The sequence below is a fragment of the Stenotrophomonas sp. PS02300 genome, assembly GCF_029959395.1.
In the GTDB taxonomy this organism is placed as follows: Bacteria; Pseudomonadota; Gammaproteobacteria; order Xanthomonadales; family Xanthomonadaceae; genus Stenotrophomonas; species Stenotrophomonas maltophilia_AD.
In genome coordinates this window covers 12,562-27,900 of sequence record NZ_JASCOP010000051.1, presented here as the reverse complement: position 1 = coordinate 27,900, position 15,339 = coordinate 12,562, and the positions used below count along the sequence as shown (strand labels likewise).

12 protein-coding genes are annotated in these 15,339 nt (G+C 70.0%); 4 read left to right on the top strand and 8 right to left on the bottom strand.

The features are described from left to right. Nucleotides 1-76: 76 nt before the first annotated feature. The 7 genes from QMX79_RS11195 to QMX79_RS11165 form a co-directional block, all read right to left on the bottom strand. Nucleotides 77-1,051, bottom strand: coding sequence for a zinc-binding dehydrogenase (locus tag QMX79_RS11195; RefSeq protein WP_282246822.1), 975 nt, complete (start codon nt 1,049-1,051; stop codon nt 77-79). 14 nt (nt 1,052-1,065) lie between these two features. Continuing rightward, nucleotides 1,066-1,842 (bottom strand): hypothetical protein, encoded by a 777-nt coding sequence (locus QMX79_RS11190; protein ID WP_282246821.1) that lies wholly within the window; start codon nt 1,840-1,842, stop codon nt 1,066-1,068. Nucleotides 1,843-1,973: 131 nt separating this feature from the next. Then, complete coding sequence (locus QMX79_RS11185; RefSeq protein ID WP_282246820.1) at nt 1,974-3,614, bottom strand: MFS transporter; 1,641 nt, start codon at nt 3,612-3,614, stop codon at nt 1,974-1,976. Then, a complete protein-coding gene (locus QMX79_RS11180) occupies nt 3,608-4,906 on the bottom strand; it encodes an alginate export family protein (protein WP_282246819.1) in 1,299 nt (432 codons plus the stop codon). Before QMX79_RS11180 ends, QMX79_RS11185 begins: the two co-directional genes overlap by 7 nt. After that, a complete protein-coding gene (locus QMX79_RS11175; protein ID WP_282246818.1) occupies nt 4,885-6,732 on the bottom strand; it encodes an amidohydrolase in 1,848 nt (615 codons plus the stop codon). Before QMX79_RS11175 ends, QMX79_RS11180 begins: the two co-directional genes overlap by 22 nt. Nucleotides 6,733-6,748: 16 nt before the next feature. Next, nucleotides 6,749-7,150, bottom strand: coding sequence for a DoxX family membrane protein (locus QMX79_RS11170; RefSeq protein WP_282246817.1), 402 nt, complete (start codon nt 7,148-7,150; stop codon nt 6,749-6,751). A gap of 2 nt (nt 7,151-7,152) precedes the next feature. After that, on the bottom strand, nt 7,153-7,809 hold the full coding sequence (locus tag QMX79_RS11165) for a hydrolase (protein ID WP_282246816.1): 657 nt from the start codon (nt 7,807-7,809) through the stop codon (nt 7,153-7,155). Between the two features lie 204 nt (nt 7,810-8,013). Between QMX79_RS11165 and QMX79_RS11160 the strand changes: the two genes are divergently transcribed. Then, entirely contained in the window at nt 8,014-11,028 is a 3,015-nt protein-coding gene (locus QMX79_RS11160; protein ID WP_282246815.1) for a sensor histidine kinase, read from the top strand. Then, on the top strand, nt 11,025-11,672 hold the full coding sequence (locus QMX79_RS11155) for a response regulator transcription factor (RefSeq protein WP_282246814.1): 648 nt from the start codon (nt 11,025-11,027) through the stop codon (nt 11,670-11,672). The genes QMX79_RS11160 and QMX79_RS11155 overlap by 4 nt, the downstream gene beginning before the upstream one ends. Before the next feature lie 41 nt (nt 11,673-11,713). On the opposite strand, the gene QMX79_RS11150 is transcribed toward QMX79_RS11155, so the two are convergent. Then, nucleotides 11,714-12,907 (bottom strand): MFS transporter, encoded by a 1,194-nt coding sequence (locus QMX79_RS11150; RefSeq protein WP_282246813.1) that lies wholly within the window; start codon nt 12,905-12,907, stop codon nt 11,714-11,716. Between the two features lie 96 nt (nt 12,908-13,003). On the opposite strand from QMX79_RS11150, the gene QMX79_RS11145 reads away from it, so the two are divergent. Next, entirely contained in the window at nt 13,004-13,951 is a 948-nt protein-coding gene (locus QMX79_RS11145; RefSeq protein WP_282246812.1) for a LysR family transcriptional regulator, read from the top strand. 28 nt (nt 13,952-13,979) lie between these two features. Next, nucleotides 13,980-15,326, top strand: coding sequence for an Nramp family divalent metal transporter (locus QMX79_RS11140; RefSeq protein ID WP_282246811.1), 1,347 nt, complete (start codon nt 13,980-13,982; stop codon nt 15,324-15,326). Nucleotides 15,327-15,339: the final 13 nt, after the last annotated feature.

Here is a 15,339-nt window from a genome sequence, read left to right as displayed (position 1 = left end):
TACTACCCCAGCCGCCGGCAGTCCTCCAGCGCGCTGCGCGTGGTGATCGACGCGCTGCGCGTGTAGCGCTGCGCCCTTATGGGCGCAGCAGGACCTTGCCGTTGCGGCCTGGTTCCAGGCTGGCTTTCGCCGCCTCTGCCACCTGGTCCAGTCCAAACACGGCGTCCACCGGCAGGCTCAGGCCGCCCGCTGCGGCCAGCTTCAGCAGCTCGCCCACCAGCTGGCGCTTCTTCTCGGGGGCCATGTTCTGGCTCACCTTGCTGCCCCAGAACCCCTTCACCACGGCCTGTTTGAAGATCACATCGCCCGAGCCGAGCTGCATCGGCTCGCCGGTCATCGAGCCGAACGACACCAGCGTGCCGCCCTCGCCCAGCAGGCCCAGCAACTCGCCGCTGGCGCGCCCGCCGACCGAATCCACCGCCGCGGCCGCACCCTCGCCCACCCGCGCCTGCACCTGCGCCACCCAGTCCGCCTGCGCGGTGGAAATCGTGTTGTCGATGCCCAGCGCCGCCATCTCGGCCACGCCGGCATCGCGCCGCACCAGGTTCACGCAGTGCACGCCACGCGCCTTGGCCAGCATCGCCAATGCCTTGCCGACCGCGCCATTGGCCGCGTTCTGCACGATCCACTGGCCCGCGTCCACCTGCAGGAATTCCAGCAGCATCAACGCGCTGAGCGGCATCGCGATCAGCTGTGCAGCCGTTTCATCGTGGATGCTGTCCGGCATCGGAATCACCATCCGCGCCGGGGCGATGAACTGCTCGGCCCAGGTCCCATGCACGGAGGCCGCACTGACCCGCTGCCCGACCTGCAGGCTGGTGACGCCCTCGCCCAGCGCGTCGATCACGCCGGTGCCCTCGCTGCCGCCGATGGCGGGCAGTTCGGGCTTGTAGCCGTACTGGCCGCGCACCGTCCACAGGTCATGGTTGTGGATCGGCGCCAGCACGGTGCGGATGCGCACCTCGCCCGCACCCGGTTCAGGCGTAGTGGTTTCACCGCCGTGCAGGACAACGGTCGGGTCACCAAACTGTTCGTGCAATGCAGCGCGCATGCGAATCTCCTATGTCAACGACGATGGCGGTGTGCAGCGACCACGCCCACGCGCGGTGCGCGCCAGGCCCGGGTGCGCAGCAGCAGGGTCTGCAACACCAGCAGCGCGGCCACGGCCAGCGCCAGCACCGCAACGGTATCGGCACCCGGCAGGCGCCAGCCCGATTGCTTGATGTACACGCCCACCAGCGCCCAGATCACCGCCGCCGGGTAGGCGAAGTGACCACGCAGGCGGTAATTCATCACCCATGCCAACAGCGTGGCCAGCGCCAGCAGCACCACGCTCCACGACAGCATGTCGCCGGTCGGCAGCCACTGGTAGGCCACGATCACCTGGGCGGTGTTGAGGAAGGCGGCCATGGTCAGCCAGCCAGCGTGCAGTGCCAGCGGATAGGCGGCAAAGGCGCGCTGCCCGGCACTGGCCGTGGCCGGCGCCGCGCGCACGGCAGCGACCAGCAGGCACAGCAGCGCCAGCCAGATGATGGCCAGCGCCGGCAGGAACGCCTGGTTGGAGAACACCGGCATCCACGCCGCGGTCAGCGCAAAGCCCGCGGCGGCCCAGCCACGCGCGCCGGCGTTGTCATCGGGCCGACGCTGGCGCAGCTGCCACAGCCCGAACGCCACGTCCCACAGGAAGATCAGGCCCCAGATCGAAAATGCGTAGCCAGCCGCGACCAGCAGCGTGGGATAGCGGTCGGAGATCGCACCGTTGGTCGGGCCGAACTGACCGGTCTGGGACAACCATGCCACCAACGGCATGGCCAAGGCGGCCAACAACACGATCCAGCGCATGCACCCACTCCCGCTCAAAGAGCACCGACCATACGCGCATTACGGTTAAGAAGGTGCCACGGCGTGAAACGTACCCACCAACGGTGGGCACCTACCGGTAGCGCGCCACCGTTGGTGGTGCGGCAGTCCGATCAACCAAGCGCGGGATGCTCGTGCCCGTGCTGCAACCCTTTCAACGCGCCGGTACCCCCCACGAAATGGCGCACGATCGGTGCATGCTCGTTGCAGTGCAGCGCCCTGACCTTGTCCTGCAGGGTGCGGTCTTCGGCCGTGACCCGCTCATGCTGGCGCAGGTGCTCGATCCAGGACGGGGTCACGAAATATTCCAGGTGGATGCCCGGCGTGGCCACGTCTTCGGCCACGCCCCAGATCACCGCGCCATCGCGGCGGCGGGTACGGCCGAGCTCACCCAGCAGTGCATGGAACGCGGCGCGGTCGGCATCATCGATGTGGTATTCCACCGTCACCAGCACCGGGCCGCGGTCGTGGGTGACCGGCACCGCCAGCTCCGGCGCAGGCCAATGGCCCGCAGGACGCAGGTCCAGCTCCTCGCTGCCGGCAATGCGCACCCGCCACACCAGCAACCCGCCGATCACCGCACCCACCGCCGCGATGGTCAGCGCCAGCGGAATCGAGGTGCGCTGGGCGATGCTGCCCCAGCTCAGCCCGCCAGCGGCCATGCCCAGCGAGAACACCATGATGTACAGCGACAGCGCGCGCGCCCGCACCCACGCAGGTACGGCCGTCTGCGCCGCGATCTGCAGCGAGGACAGCACGGTGATCCAGGCGAAACCGTTGACCAGCATCGCCAGCGGCAACAGCGCCATGTGCCGCAGCCAGGCCAGGCCGAACAGGCTCAGCGCGCAGGCCAGCGTGGCCAGCAGCACCAGCAGGTCGCGGTCCAGCCGCGCGCGCAGGCTGGGCAGCACCAGTGCGCCACTGACAGCACCAATGCCGATGCAGCCCAGCAGCAGGCCATAGGTGCCCGCCCCGCCGTGCAGTTCGCTGCGCACCACCAGCGGCAGCAGCGCGGTCACCGCACTGGCGAAGAAGAAGAAGCCCGCCGATTTGATCAGCACCGCCTGCAGGCGCCCGGCCCGCAACGCATAGCGCAGACCCGCGCGCAGCCCGGCGCCGAAACCTTCCGGCGGCAGGGTGGAGGCCGCCGCTTCCTGCTTCCAGGTGAACAGCACCCACAGCATCGCCGCAAAGCTCAACGCGTTCAGGCCGAACGCCCACCCCGCGCCCAGCTGCGCCACGATCAGGCCGCCGATGGCCGGGCCAAGCGAGCGCGCGATGTTGATGCCGATTGAATTCAACGCCACTGCCGAGGCCAGCATTGGCCGCGGCACCAGCTCGGACACGATGGCGGCCTGCGCCGGCATCGCCATCGCCGCGCCGCAGCCCATTGCAAAGGTAAGCCCGACCAGCAACGGCGGGGTCAGCAGGTCCAGTGCGGTCAGCGTGGCCAGGGTGGCAGCCACCAGCAGCATCCAGCCCTGGGTGAACAGCAGGTAGCGGCGGCGGTCGACGATGTCGGCCAACGTGCCGGCGGCCAGCGCCAGCAGCACCACCGGCACCGTAGTGGCCGACTGCACCAGCGCCACCATCAATGGCGAACCGGTGCGCTCGGCCATCGCCCACGCGGCGGCCACATCGTTGACCCAGGTGCCGACGTTGCTGCCCAGGATCGCCAGCCACATCGCGCGGAAAAGCTTGATCTTCAGTGGCGACCACGCACCCGGGGCCGCGCTTTCGTGTGTGTTTACCATTGCCATGCTCCTACTACCGATGCAAACAGGGTGTCGCGGCCACCGGCCGCACGCAGGCCGGGACCGGCCTCGAACCAGGCCAGCTGGCCCTTCCAGGTCCAGTGCCGGCTGGCCTCCCAGCTGGTTTCCCACTTGTACTGCTGGCCGATCCGCCGGGGGGTGCCAGCCGTGCCGGGCACGGCGGCCAGCGGTGCCGGCGTGGTGTACACCGCATCACTGCGGCGGTGCTTCCAGGCCAGCTGCCAGCCAATCTCGGTGGTCAGGCCCGGGCGCGGGGTCAATGCCAGGGTCGGCTGCACGTCCATCAGGTTGGCCGGCGCCAGCAGGCTGGCTTCGCTGAAGTACGCCGACTTGGGGTACATCGCGTTGAAGGTGTCCAGGCGGCGATCGTGCGCGTCGCGGTCGCCGCTGGCGATATCCAGCTTGATGCCCAGGCGCGGCTGCCAGCGATGGCCGGGCCAGCGCAGCCCACTGTCGCTGGCAAGCGTCCAGGCACGGATGGCCAGGTCGCCCTGCGCGCGCGACAACGTGCCGCGCTGCGCGACCAGTTCGATGTTGGCGTCCCAGTGCGGCTGCAGCGCGAACCAGCGCGCGCCCAGCGAGGTACGACGCTCGTCGCCCACCGCACTGGCAAAGCGCGCACCGTCGCGACCATAGCCGAGCAGGTACAGGTCCAGCCCGTTGCCGGGCCGTGCGCCCTGCCACGTGGCATAGCTGCCGACCAGGAACTGGCCCTTGTCGCTGCGGTCGTCGAAGGCGCCCATGCGGTTGTCGACCGGGCGCAGCGCCATCACGTCCAGCGTGAGCGCACCCTGCTGCCAACGCCCGCGCACGCCGTCGAAGGCCAGCCGGATGTTGGGGCCATCGCGTACCGACAGCAGCCGCGAGCTGCCATAGGCCGCCTCCTGCCGCCCGAGCTGCCAGGACAGGCGCTCACCGTGCCAGCGCAGGTAGCCCTGCTGCAGGTCCAGCGCACCACGGTCGGTGCCACCGGGCCCGCCAGCGCGGCCCTGCTCGGCATGCACGCCCAGCTGCACCCTCCCTTCCCAACGTTCCCGCGTGACGGTCACCGAACCCAGCGCACGCAGCAGGCCGTAGCCATCTTCGCGGCCCTGGATGCCGAAACGGGTCGGGTCGTAATACATGCCGCGCAGGCGCACGGAAGCATCCAACTGAACCTCGCTACCGCCGTCCAGCGCGATACAGCGGCCCGATGCATCCGGCGTGCACGCGAACGCCAGCGTCGGCAGGGCCGACGCCAGCGCCAGGCTCAGAAGGCGAAGCACGAACATCCCAGCGCGCCCCAGAACGCGTTCGGCGCCTCCGTTGGCACCGCATGCGCCGCCGCGTGGCCGTGGCCATGGGTGCGGCAGGCACCTGCGCCGTGACCGTGTGCATGCGCATGCGCCACCAGCCCGGTGGCCGCGCCGCCGACGTGGTAGCCGCCAAAGCGGTTCACCGGCGACCAGTCCGGCATCGCCGGCGGCAGGGTCGGCGCGAGCGGGCCGAAGTCTCCCTCGCCATGCACCACGCGGCCGCCGACCACGGTGAGCACGCTGGTGATATCGGCAATGGCGGCATCGTCCACCGCGAAGAAGTCCGACGAGAGCACGCAGAAGTCCGCCAGCTGGCCGACCGCCAGCGTGCCCTTGCGGCCGTCATCGCCGGAGAACCAGGCACTGCCCTGGGTCCACAGGCGCAGCGCTTCCTCGCGCTCGAGCAGGTTCTCTTCGCCATACAGCGCCAGTCCGCCCACCGTGCGCCCGGTGACCAGCCACGACAGCGCCACCCACGGGTTGTAGCTGGCCACGCGGGTGGCATCGGTACCGGCGCCGACCGGCACGCCCGCCTGCAGCATGCGCCGCACCGGTGGGGTGTGCCGCGCCGCGTCCGCGCCATAGCGCTGCACGAAGGCCTCGCCCTGGTAGGCCATGCGGTGCTGGATCGCCAGCCCCCCGCCAAGCGCGCTGATGCGGTCGATGTTGCGCGGGGTGATGGTCTCGGCGTGGTCGATGAACCAGTGCAGGCCGTCGAACGGAATCTCGCGGTTGACCTGCTCGTACACATCCAGGATGCGGTCGATGCTTTCATCGTAGGTGGCGTGGATGCGGAACGGCCAGCGCTTCTCCACCAGCAGCTTGACCACTTCCTCCAGCTCCGGTTCCATGCCTGCCGGCAGCTCCGGGCGCGGTTCGTTGAACAGCTCGAAATCGGCTGCGGAGAACACCAGCATTTCGCCGGCGCCGTTGTGGCGCAGCAGGTCATCGCCCTGGCGCGGCGTGAGGATCTCGCTCCAGTGCTGGAAGTCCTGCACTTCCTTGCCCTTGTTCTGGGTGAACAGGTTGTAGGCGATGCGCACCGTCAGTTCACCGTCGCGATGCAGCTGCTCGATGACCTGGTAATCCTCGGGGTAATTCTGGAAGCCGCCGCCGGCATCGATCACCGAGGTGATCCCCAGCCGGTTCAACTCGCGCATGAAATGCCGGGTGGAATTGGCCTGGTATTCGATCGGCAGGCGCGGGCCCTTGGCCAGCGTCGCATACAGGATCAGCGCGTTCGGCTTGGCCAGCAGCAGGCCGGTGGGGTTGCCCAGGCTGTCGCGCGCGATCTGCCCGCCCGGCGGGTCGGGCGTGTTCCTGTCGTACCCACACGCGCGCAGCGCGGCGCGGTTGAGCAGCGCGCGGTCGTACAGGTGCAGCAGGAACACCGGCGTGTCCGGCGCGATGGCGTTGATCTCGGCCAGGGTCGGCAGGCGCTTTTCCACGAACTGTTCGGCCGTGAAGCCGCCCACCACGCGCACCCACTGCGGCGCCGGGGTGTTGTCGACCTGCGCCTTGAGCATGGCCATCGCATCGGACAGCGAGCGCAGCCCGTCCCAGCGCAGCTCCAGGTTGTAGTTGAGGCCACCGCGGATCAGGTGCGTATGGCTGTCGTTGAGCCCGGGCACCAGCCGGCGGCCGCCGGCGTCGATCACCGTCACCTCGGTCAGGCCGGCGCGCACCTGCGCTTCGGTACCAATGGCGGCGATACGGCCATCGACCACCGCCAGCGCATCCGCCTGCGGCAGGCGCGGGTCGAGCGTGGTGATGCGGGCATTGCGGATGAGCAGCGTGGTCATGGGTTTCTCTCTTCAATCAAGGGTGCAACGCCAGCGCGCCGGGACCGGCCAGGGCGATGGCGCACAGCGCCAGCGTCCAGAACAACGGGTATTCCATGCCGCCGCGCATCCAGAACCAGCCCTTGGGCAGGGCCAGCACGGCGGTCATCGCCAGGAACAGCGCCGCGACCGTAGCCGCGATGCGCGCCTGCCAACCCAGCAGCACCGCCAACCCGGACAGCACCTGCACCACCGCCAGCAGCAGCGGCGCCGGTGCCGGCGCCGGCAGGCCGAAGCCGCGCAGTTCGTCGGCGAAGCCGGCCAGCCCGGGGCCCCCGAACCAGCCGAACAACTTGCCCAGCGCATGCGGCAGCAGGAACCCGCCCGCTGCCAGCCGCAGCACCAGCAGGCCCAGGTCCAGGCCGGTGGCGCCGCCCATGCTCAGTGGCCGCCTTCCTGCGCGCCGAACATGCTCTTGGCGTACTGGATGCCGATGCCGTAGCCGCCGGCGTGTTCGCGGGCGATCCCGGTGGTGAGGTCATAGGTGGCGCCGCGGCCCCAGTCGCGCTGCAGTTCCAGCAGGTACTGCACCGAGGTGACCGGCACCGCGCCGGCCTGCACCATGCGGGTCACCGCACGCTCGTGCGCTTCATCGCTGACATCGCCACAGGCATCGGTGATCACATAGACCTCGAAGCCCTGCTCGATCGCCGACAGTGCCGGCCCGACGATGCAGACGCTGGTCCACAGGCCGGCAAGCACCACGCGCTTCCTGCCGATGCGGTTGATCTCATCGATCACCGGCTGGTCTTCCCACGAATTCATGGTGGTGCGGTCGAACACCTTCTGGCCGGGGAAGATCGGCGCGATCTCCGGGAACATCGGGCCGGAGAACGACTTCTCGGCCACGGTGGTCAGCACCACCGGCACCTTGAAGCCGGCCGCGCCCTTGGCGACCAGCGCGACGTTGTTGCGCAGCGCGGCGATATCGATGGTGCGGGTGGCGAAGGCCATCTGCGACTGGAAGTCGATCAGCACCAGGGTGTGATCGGCAGGCGACAGCAACGAAGCGCCGGGGACGGCGGTGGCGGTGGTCATGGGAAGTTCCTGGAGGGTCGAGTCCGCTCATGGTCGCCGCGAAGATGGAATCGCCCTACCCCCCTTGGGTGGTGGCTGCGGCTACTCTTTTGGGGGAGATGCCCGCAGGGCTAGCGCATTGGCGCACGCGGGCGCCTGCCCCAAAAGGGTAGTCGTGCGCTGCCCCTGGCCTGCGACAATCCCCGCATGCCGCATGCGTCCCCCGTGTTCCGTTCCCTTGCCCCGCTTGCCGCGTGGCGGGCGATGCGTGGCGTGCTGCTGCCGATGCTGCTGGCCATGCTGGCGCCGCTGCCGGCCGTCGCCGCCAGCCTGGCCGCCTACGAGCACAGCGCCTGGGTGGTTGGCCAGGGCGCGCCGGGCGACATCTGGGATATCGCCCAGCAGCGCGATGGCCGGTTGCTGCTGGCCACCGGCGCGGGCCTGTACCGCTTCGACGGGCGCCAGTTTGAACGGGTGGCCCCGCCCAATGGCAGCTCATTCCCCTCGGCCAACATGACCTCGCTGACCGTCGATCCGGACGGCACGCTGTGGATTGCCTACTACAACGCCGGCATCACCCGCCTGGACGCACACGGCTCACGCGACTTCGGCAGCCGCGACGGCCTGCGCCCGGGGCTGATTCCGCGCATGGAACGCGATGCCAGCGGCCGCCTGTGGGCCGCATCGGACGCCGGCCTGCGCTGGTTCGACGGCGAACGCTGGCAGGCGCCGACGGCCGCCATGGGCATTGGCGATATCGCGGCGCACTGGGCGCTGCGTGACCCCACCGGAACGCTGTGGCTGCTGGCCGGCGGTGAGCTGTGGCGCCTGCGCGCGCACGCCACCCGTTTCGAACGCATGCAGCTGGCGGTGTCACGGTTTTCCTCGCTCGCGCTGCGCGGCGATGGCCAGGTGTGGTTGGCCGACCGCCAGCAGGGCGTGATGCCGCTTGCCGATGCGCACGGGCTGCTGTCCGCCGCGCATCGCCAAGCCCACTGGCTGCCGGGGCTGTTGGCCGGGCGCATCCGCTTTGCCGCCGATGGCAGCCTGTGGGGCAGCTTCGTGTCCAATGGGGGCATCTTCCATGTCGATGCCGACGGCCACGGGGGACATCGGATCGAGCGCTTCGACGCCGCGCAGGGCCTGGCCTCCACCACCGCCGGACCGCTGCTGCAGGACCGCGAAGGCAATCTCTGGGTGGGCTCCAACCTGGGCCTGAACCGCTTCCGCGAGCACCAGGTGCGGGCGCTGGCGCTGCCCGGCCCGGCCGATCCGCTGCGCACCCTGTTCCGCACGCCCGGCGGCGAGGTGGTCGGCTACGGCAAGGACCTGCAGCCGATGGCGCTTCGCCGCGACCTGCTGAATGCGGCCCCAGCGCAACGCCTGCCCGCGGCGCAGGCCCCGTCGCAGCCGCTGTGGCTGACCGAGTGGGATGCCCTGCTGCGGATCGACCAGGGCCGGCGCACGCCGCTGGCACCGCCGGGCATCCCCGCGCCACTCGTGCTGCGCGCGATGCTGGCGGTGGGCCCTGACGAGGCCTGGTTCTGCTTCCGCGCCGATACCGTGCTGCACTACCACGTGGGGCGCTGGAAGCAGGACCCGGCCCTGCCGCCGCTGTCGTGTACCGCGCTGGCCGGCGGCGACGACGGCGCCGTGGCGATCGGTTACCCGGATGGCACGCTGCGGGTCGGGCACGGCGGCAACTACCGCCACTACACCCGCGCCGATGGCCTGGACGTGGGCCCGGTGACCGCAACCGCCCTCACCGGCGGCCGGACCTGGGTCGCCGGCGAGAACGGCCTGGCCCTGCTCGGTCGTGACGGTCGCTTCCGCACCGCGCTGGCCGCCAGCCCCGGGGTGTTCGAAGGCATCACCGGGATCGCGCGCGACCGCCGCGGCCACTACTGGTTCAACGGCAGCCGCGGCCTGGTGCGGGCCGACGCTGCCACGCTGGAACGCGCGATCGATGCCGGCGAGGAAACCGCACCGCGCCTGTACGACACCGCCGATGGGATGCCCGGCATCGCCACCCAGGCCACCCCGGTATCCAGCGCGGTGCTGGCCGCCGATGGCCTGCTGTGGGTGGCGACCAACCAGGGGCTGGCCTGGCTGGATACGCTGCAGGACCACCCCAATGCACCGCCGCTGCTGCCGCATGTCGACACCGTCACCTACGGCCGACGCCAGCAACCGCTGCGCGACGGCCTGCAGTTGCCGGCCGGCACCGCACAGCTGCAGATCGACTACCTGGCCGTGTCGCTGGCACGGCCCGAGCGCACCCGCTACCAGCACCGCCTGATCGGACTGGACGCGCAATGGCAGGAGGCCGGCAGCCTGACCCGCGCGTTCTACACCAACCTGCCACCGGGCCCGTACCGTTTCGAGGTCCGCGCCGCCAACGAAGACCAGGTCTGGAGCACGGCGGTCGCCCAGCGCAGTTTCACCATCGCACCGATGTGGTACCAGACCCTGTGGTTCAGCGCCGCCTGCGTGCTGGCGATGCTGGCCCTGCTGGCGCTGGCCATGCGCCTGCGCAGCCGCAGCCTGACCCAGCTGGTGCGGGCGCGCCTGCAGGAACGCCATGCCGAACGCGAGCGCATCGCGCGCGAACTGCACGACACCCTGCTGCAGGGCACCCAGGGCCTGATCCTGCGCCTGCATGCGGTAAGCCATTCGGCGCACGCCACCCCGGAAGTACGCGAAGCGCTGGAGGCGGCCATGCAGGCAGCCGAGAGCGCGCTGGCCGAAGGCCGCGAACGGGTCAACCGGCTGCGCGACGGCAGCGACGATTACCAGGACCTGGGCGCCTCGCTGGCGCAGGTGTATGGCGAGCGCGCCGCCGACAGCCGCAGCCCGTCGTTGCGCCTCAACGTGGAAGGCACCCCGAAGCCGCTGCGCCACGATGCCGCCGAAGAGGTCTTTTTGATCGGGCGGGAGGCGCTGCTGAACGCCCTGCAGCATGCCGCCGCCGAAGCGGTGGACATCGAGCTGGTCTACGCGCGCCGCGGCCTGCGCCTGCACATCCGCGACGACGGCAGCGGCCTGCCGGCCACCCTGCCCGACGGCCGCTGGGGATTGGTGGGCATGCGCGAACGCGCCGAACGGCTCGGCGGGCGCCTGCGGCTGTGGTCGCGCCCCGGCGTGGGCACTGAAATAGAATTGTTCCTGCCTGGCGAGCGCATCTATCGCCACCCCCGCCGGCGCTGGTACGGGCGGCGGACTTCCGGAGAGACCGCATGACCGCTGCATCCCTGCCGATCGGCATCCTGGTGGTCGACGACCACCCCCTGCTGCGCGACGGCTTGGCCGCGCTGCTCGGCCTGCAGCCGGACATGCGCCTGCTCGGTGAAGCGGCCGATGGCGAAGAAGCGGTGGCCCAGTACCTGGCCTTGCAGCCGGACGTGGTGCTGATGGACCTGCAGCTGCCCGGCGTGGACGGGGTGGAAGCGATCACCCGCATCCGCCACCTCGACCCGCGCGCGCGCATCATCGTGCTCACCACCTACCGCGGCGATGTACGCGCGGTGCGCGCGCTGCAGGCCGGGGCCAGCGGCTACCTGCTCAAGGACATGCTGCGCCACGAACTGGTGGACACCATCCGCACCGTGCACAGCGGCCGCCGCGCCGGCATTCCGGCCACGCTGGCGGCCAGCATCGCCGCGCACGTGGTCGAAGACAGCCTGTCCCCACGCGAAACCGAAGTGCTGGGCCACGTCGCCGGTGGGCGCTCGAACAAGAGCATCGGCGAGCAGATGCGCATCTCCGAACAGACGGTCAAGGCACACATGAAGAACATCATGGAAAAACTGGGCGCCCGCGACCGCACCCACGCGGTAACCCTGGCCCTCAAGCGCGGCATCATCACCCTCGACACCGACCCGTAACGCCGGGCGCTGCCCCGCAACCACGCAATCCAGGCCGAAACTCACCGCAACCGAACCACCAGACTGCAACCCGCAGCCACGGTAGCGAGCGTCGCCACCCCGCTCCACCCAAAGTGCGCCAGCACCACCGCGCCCAGTGCCCCACCGGCGGCCATCCCCAGGAACACCCCGGTGAACAGCAGCGCATTGAGCCGGCTGCGCGCTTCCGGCGCCAACCCATAGACCAGCGTCTGGTGCGATACCAGCGCCGCCTGGAACCCGAAGTCGAACACCACCGCACTGATCGCCAGCAGCGGCACGATCGCCACCCGCGGCAACCACGCATCCAGCAGCAGCATCGCAAACCCCAGCAGCGCAATCCCGATCGCGATGCGCGCCACCGCATGGCTGCCGAGTCGATCCGCCCAGCGCCCGGCCAGCGGTGCCGCCAACGCGCCGGCAGCACCGGCAATACCGAAGGCGCCGGCCACCGCGCTGCCCAGCTGGTAGCGGTCGTGCAGCATCACCGCCAGGGTCGACCAGAACGCACTGAAGCCCACCGCCAGCAGCCCCTGCGCGAACACCGCACGGCGCAGCTGCGGCTGCCCGCGCCACAGGTGGGCTAGCGAGCGCAGCAGCGCCGGATAACGCAATGACGTGGTCGGGGCCAGGTGCGGCAGCTCGCGCGCCAGCACCAGCGCCATCACCACCACCGAGCCGGCCGCGATACCGAACATGGCCCGCCAGCCCAGTGCCTCGGCGACCAGCCCGCTGGCCACCCGCGACAGCAGGATGCCCAGCAGCAGTCCGGTCATCACCTTGCCCACCACCGCGCCACGCTCGGCTTCCGGCGCCAGCATCGCCGCCGACGGCACCACGTCCTGGGCCACGGTGGCCATCAACCCGATCAACAGGCTGGCCAGCAGCAGCGTGGGCAGGCTGCCCGACAGCGCGGCCCCGGCCAGCGCGGCGGCCAGCACCAGCGACTTGAGCAGGATCAGCTGGCGGCGGTCGAACCGGTCGCCCAGCGGGGCCAGCAGCAGGATGCCCAGCGCATAGCCCAGCTGGGTCAGCGTCGGCACCATGCCGGTGGCCTGCGCATCGCTGCCCAGGCCGCTGGCGATGACGCCCAGCATCGGCTGGCTGTAGTAGATCGAGGCCACCGAGAACCCGGCCCCGGCCGCCATCGCGACGATCAGCCGCGACGGCACCGCAGGCCGGGCGGCGGCAACCACCGGGATATGCACGCTGGACATGAGCCACTCCACGCTTGAAGAAAGTGGCGCAAGCATCGCGCTTGGAAAGCCTGGCGTGTAGTAGGCTTCGGTACATATCCATCATACGAAGGTTGTATGAGCATCCCCTCCCCGGCGCCCGGTGCGGACCGGATCGACCTGCTGCACACCTTCGTCCGCATCGTCGAAAGCGGCAGCCTGTCTGCCGCCGCCGTGCAGCTGGGCACCACCCAACCCACCGTCAGCCGGCGCCTGCAGGCGCTGGAACGGTTGTTCGGCCTGCACCTGATCAAGCGGTCCACCCACCAGATGACGCTTACCGACGACGGCGAGCGCTGCTATGCGCACGCACGCGCCCTGGTGGACGACTGGGATGCGATCCAGGCCGACCTGCGTGGTGAAGTGGACGTGCCGCGCGGGCGCCTGCGCGTGGTGGTGCCGCATGCCTTCGGCCAGGCGCAGCTGCTGGACCCGATGCTGCAGTTCATGGCCCGCCATCCCCAGGTCACCCTGGAATGGATGCTGGAAGACCAGCCGGTGGACTTCATTGCCGACGGCATCGACTGCGCCATCCGCGTGGGACGCGTGGAGGAACCGCAACTGGTGGCGGTGCCGCTGGCCGAAGTGCCGCGGATCGTCATCGCCGCGCCCTCGCTGCTGGACGCCGCCGACCCACGCGACCCCGCCCTGCTGCCCGGACTGCCGTGGATCGCCCTCACCACGTTCTACCGCGACCGCTTCACCCTGCTGCCGGCCGATGACGGTCCGGCGCTGCGGGTGGACATCCAGCCGCGCCTGCTCACCGACAACCTGTTCGTGGCGCGCCGCGCGGCCCTGTCCGGTCTGGGCGCGGCGGTGGTGTCGGCGTGGCTGGTAGGCGATGACCTGCGCGAAGGCCGGCTGGTGCAGCTGGTGCCCGGTTGGGAGGCACCGCCGTTGCCGGTGCACCTGGTCTATCCCGCCGCGCGCCAGATCCCCTCGCGGCTGCGCGCCTTCATCGACGCCATGAAGGCCAGCCTGCCGCATACCCATGGGATGCGCTCGTTGCCGATGCCCTCACCTTGATAACATAGCCTCTGCTATATTCGACCGCATGAGCGCGGACCCCACCTCTCCGACCACCACCGCCTGGCCCCAGGCCACTGGCAATCGCCCCAGCCTGGGCGAGATGCATGCCAGCGTGGCCGTGCCCAGCGGGGGGCACTGGTGGTTCCGGCTGCTGGCCTTCCTCGGCCCGGGCTACATGGTGTCGGTGGGCTACATGGACCCGGGCAACTGGGCCACCGACATTGCCGGTGGCGCGCAGTTCGGCTACCTGCTGCTGTCAGTGATCCTGCTCTCCAACCTGATGGCCATCGTGCTGCAGGGGCTGTCGGCGCGGCTGGGCATCGCCACCGGGCGCGACCTGGCGCAGGCCTGCCGCGACCATTTTTCAAAGCCGGTGAACCTGTGCCTGTGGGTGCTGTGCGAGATCGCGATCATCGCCTGCGACCTGGCCGAAGTGATCGGCACCGCCATCGCGTTGAAGCTCCTGTTCGGGCTGCCGCTGATGATGGGCGCGATCATCACCGCCGTGGACGTGGTGCTGGTGCTGTGGCTGATGCATCGCGGCTTCCGCGCGCTGGAAGCGTTCGTGATCGCCCTGCTGCTGGTGATCTTCGCCTGTTTCGCGGTGCAGATCGCGCTGGCCGCGCCGCCGCTTCAGGCGGTGCTGGGCGGTTTCATTCCGCGCGCGGAGGTGGTCACCAACCCGCATGCGCTGTACCTGGCCATCGGGATCATCGGGGCCACGGTGATGCCGCACAACCTGTACCTGCATTCGTCCATCGTGCAGACCCGCGCCTACCCGCGCACCGACAGCGGCCGGCGCAGCGCGCTGCGCTGGGCGGTGACCGACAGCACCATCGCGTTGATGCTGGCGTTGTTCATCAACGCCTCGATCCTGATCTTGGCGGCGGCGGTGTTCCATGCCAACGGGCGCACCGACGTGCAGGAGATCGAGCAGGCCTATGAGCTGCTGGCGCCGATGCTCGGGGTCGGGGTGGCCTCGACCTTGTTCGCGGTGGCGCTGCTCGCCTCGGGCATCAACTCCACGGTGACCGCCACCCTGGCCGGGCAGATCGTGATGGAAGGGTTCCTGCGCCTGCGCATCGCGCCGTGGGCGCGCCGCCTGCTGACCCGTGGCATCGCCATCGTGCCGGTGGTGATCGTCACCGCGATCTATGGCGAACAGGGCACGGCGCGGCTGCTGGTGCTGAGCCAGGTGGTGCTGTCGATGCAGCTGCCGTTCGCGGTGATTCCGCTGGTGATGTTCGTCGGCGACAAGGCACGCATGGGCAAGCTGGTGGCCCCGCGATGGCTGTTGACGCTGGCCTGGGTGATTGCCGCGGTGATCGTGGTGCTCAACGTGAAGCTGTTGGCCGAGACGTTGATGGGGTGATCAGGGGTTGGCG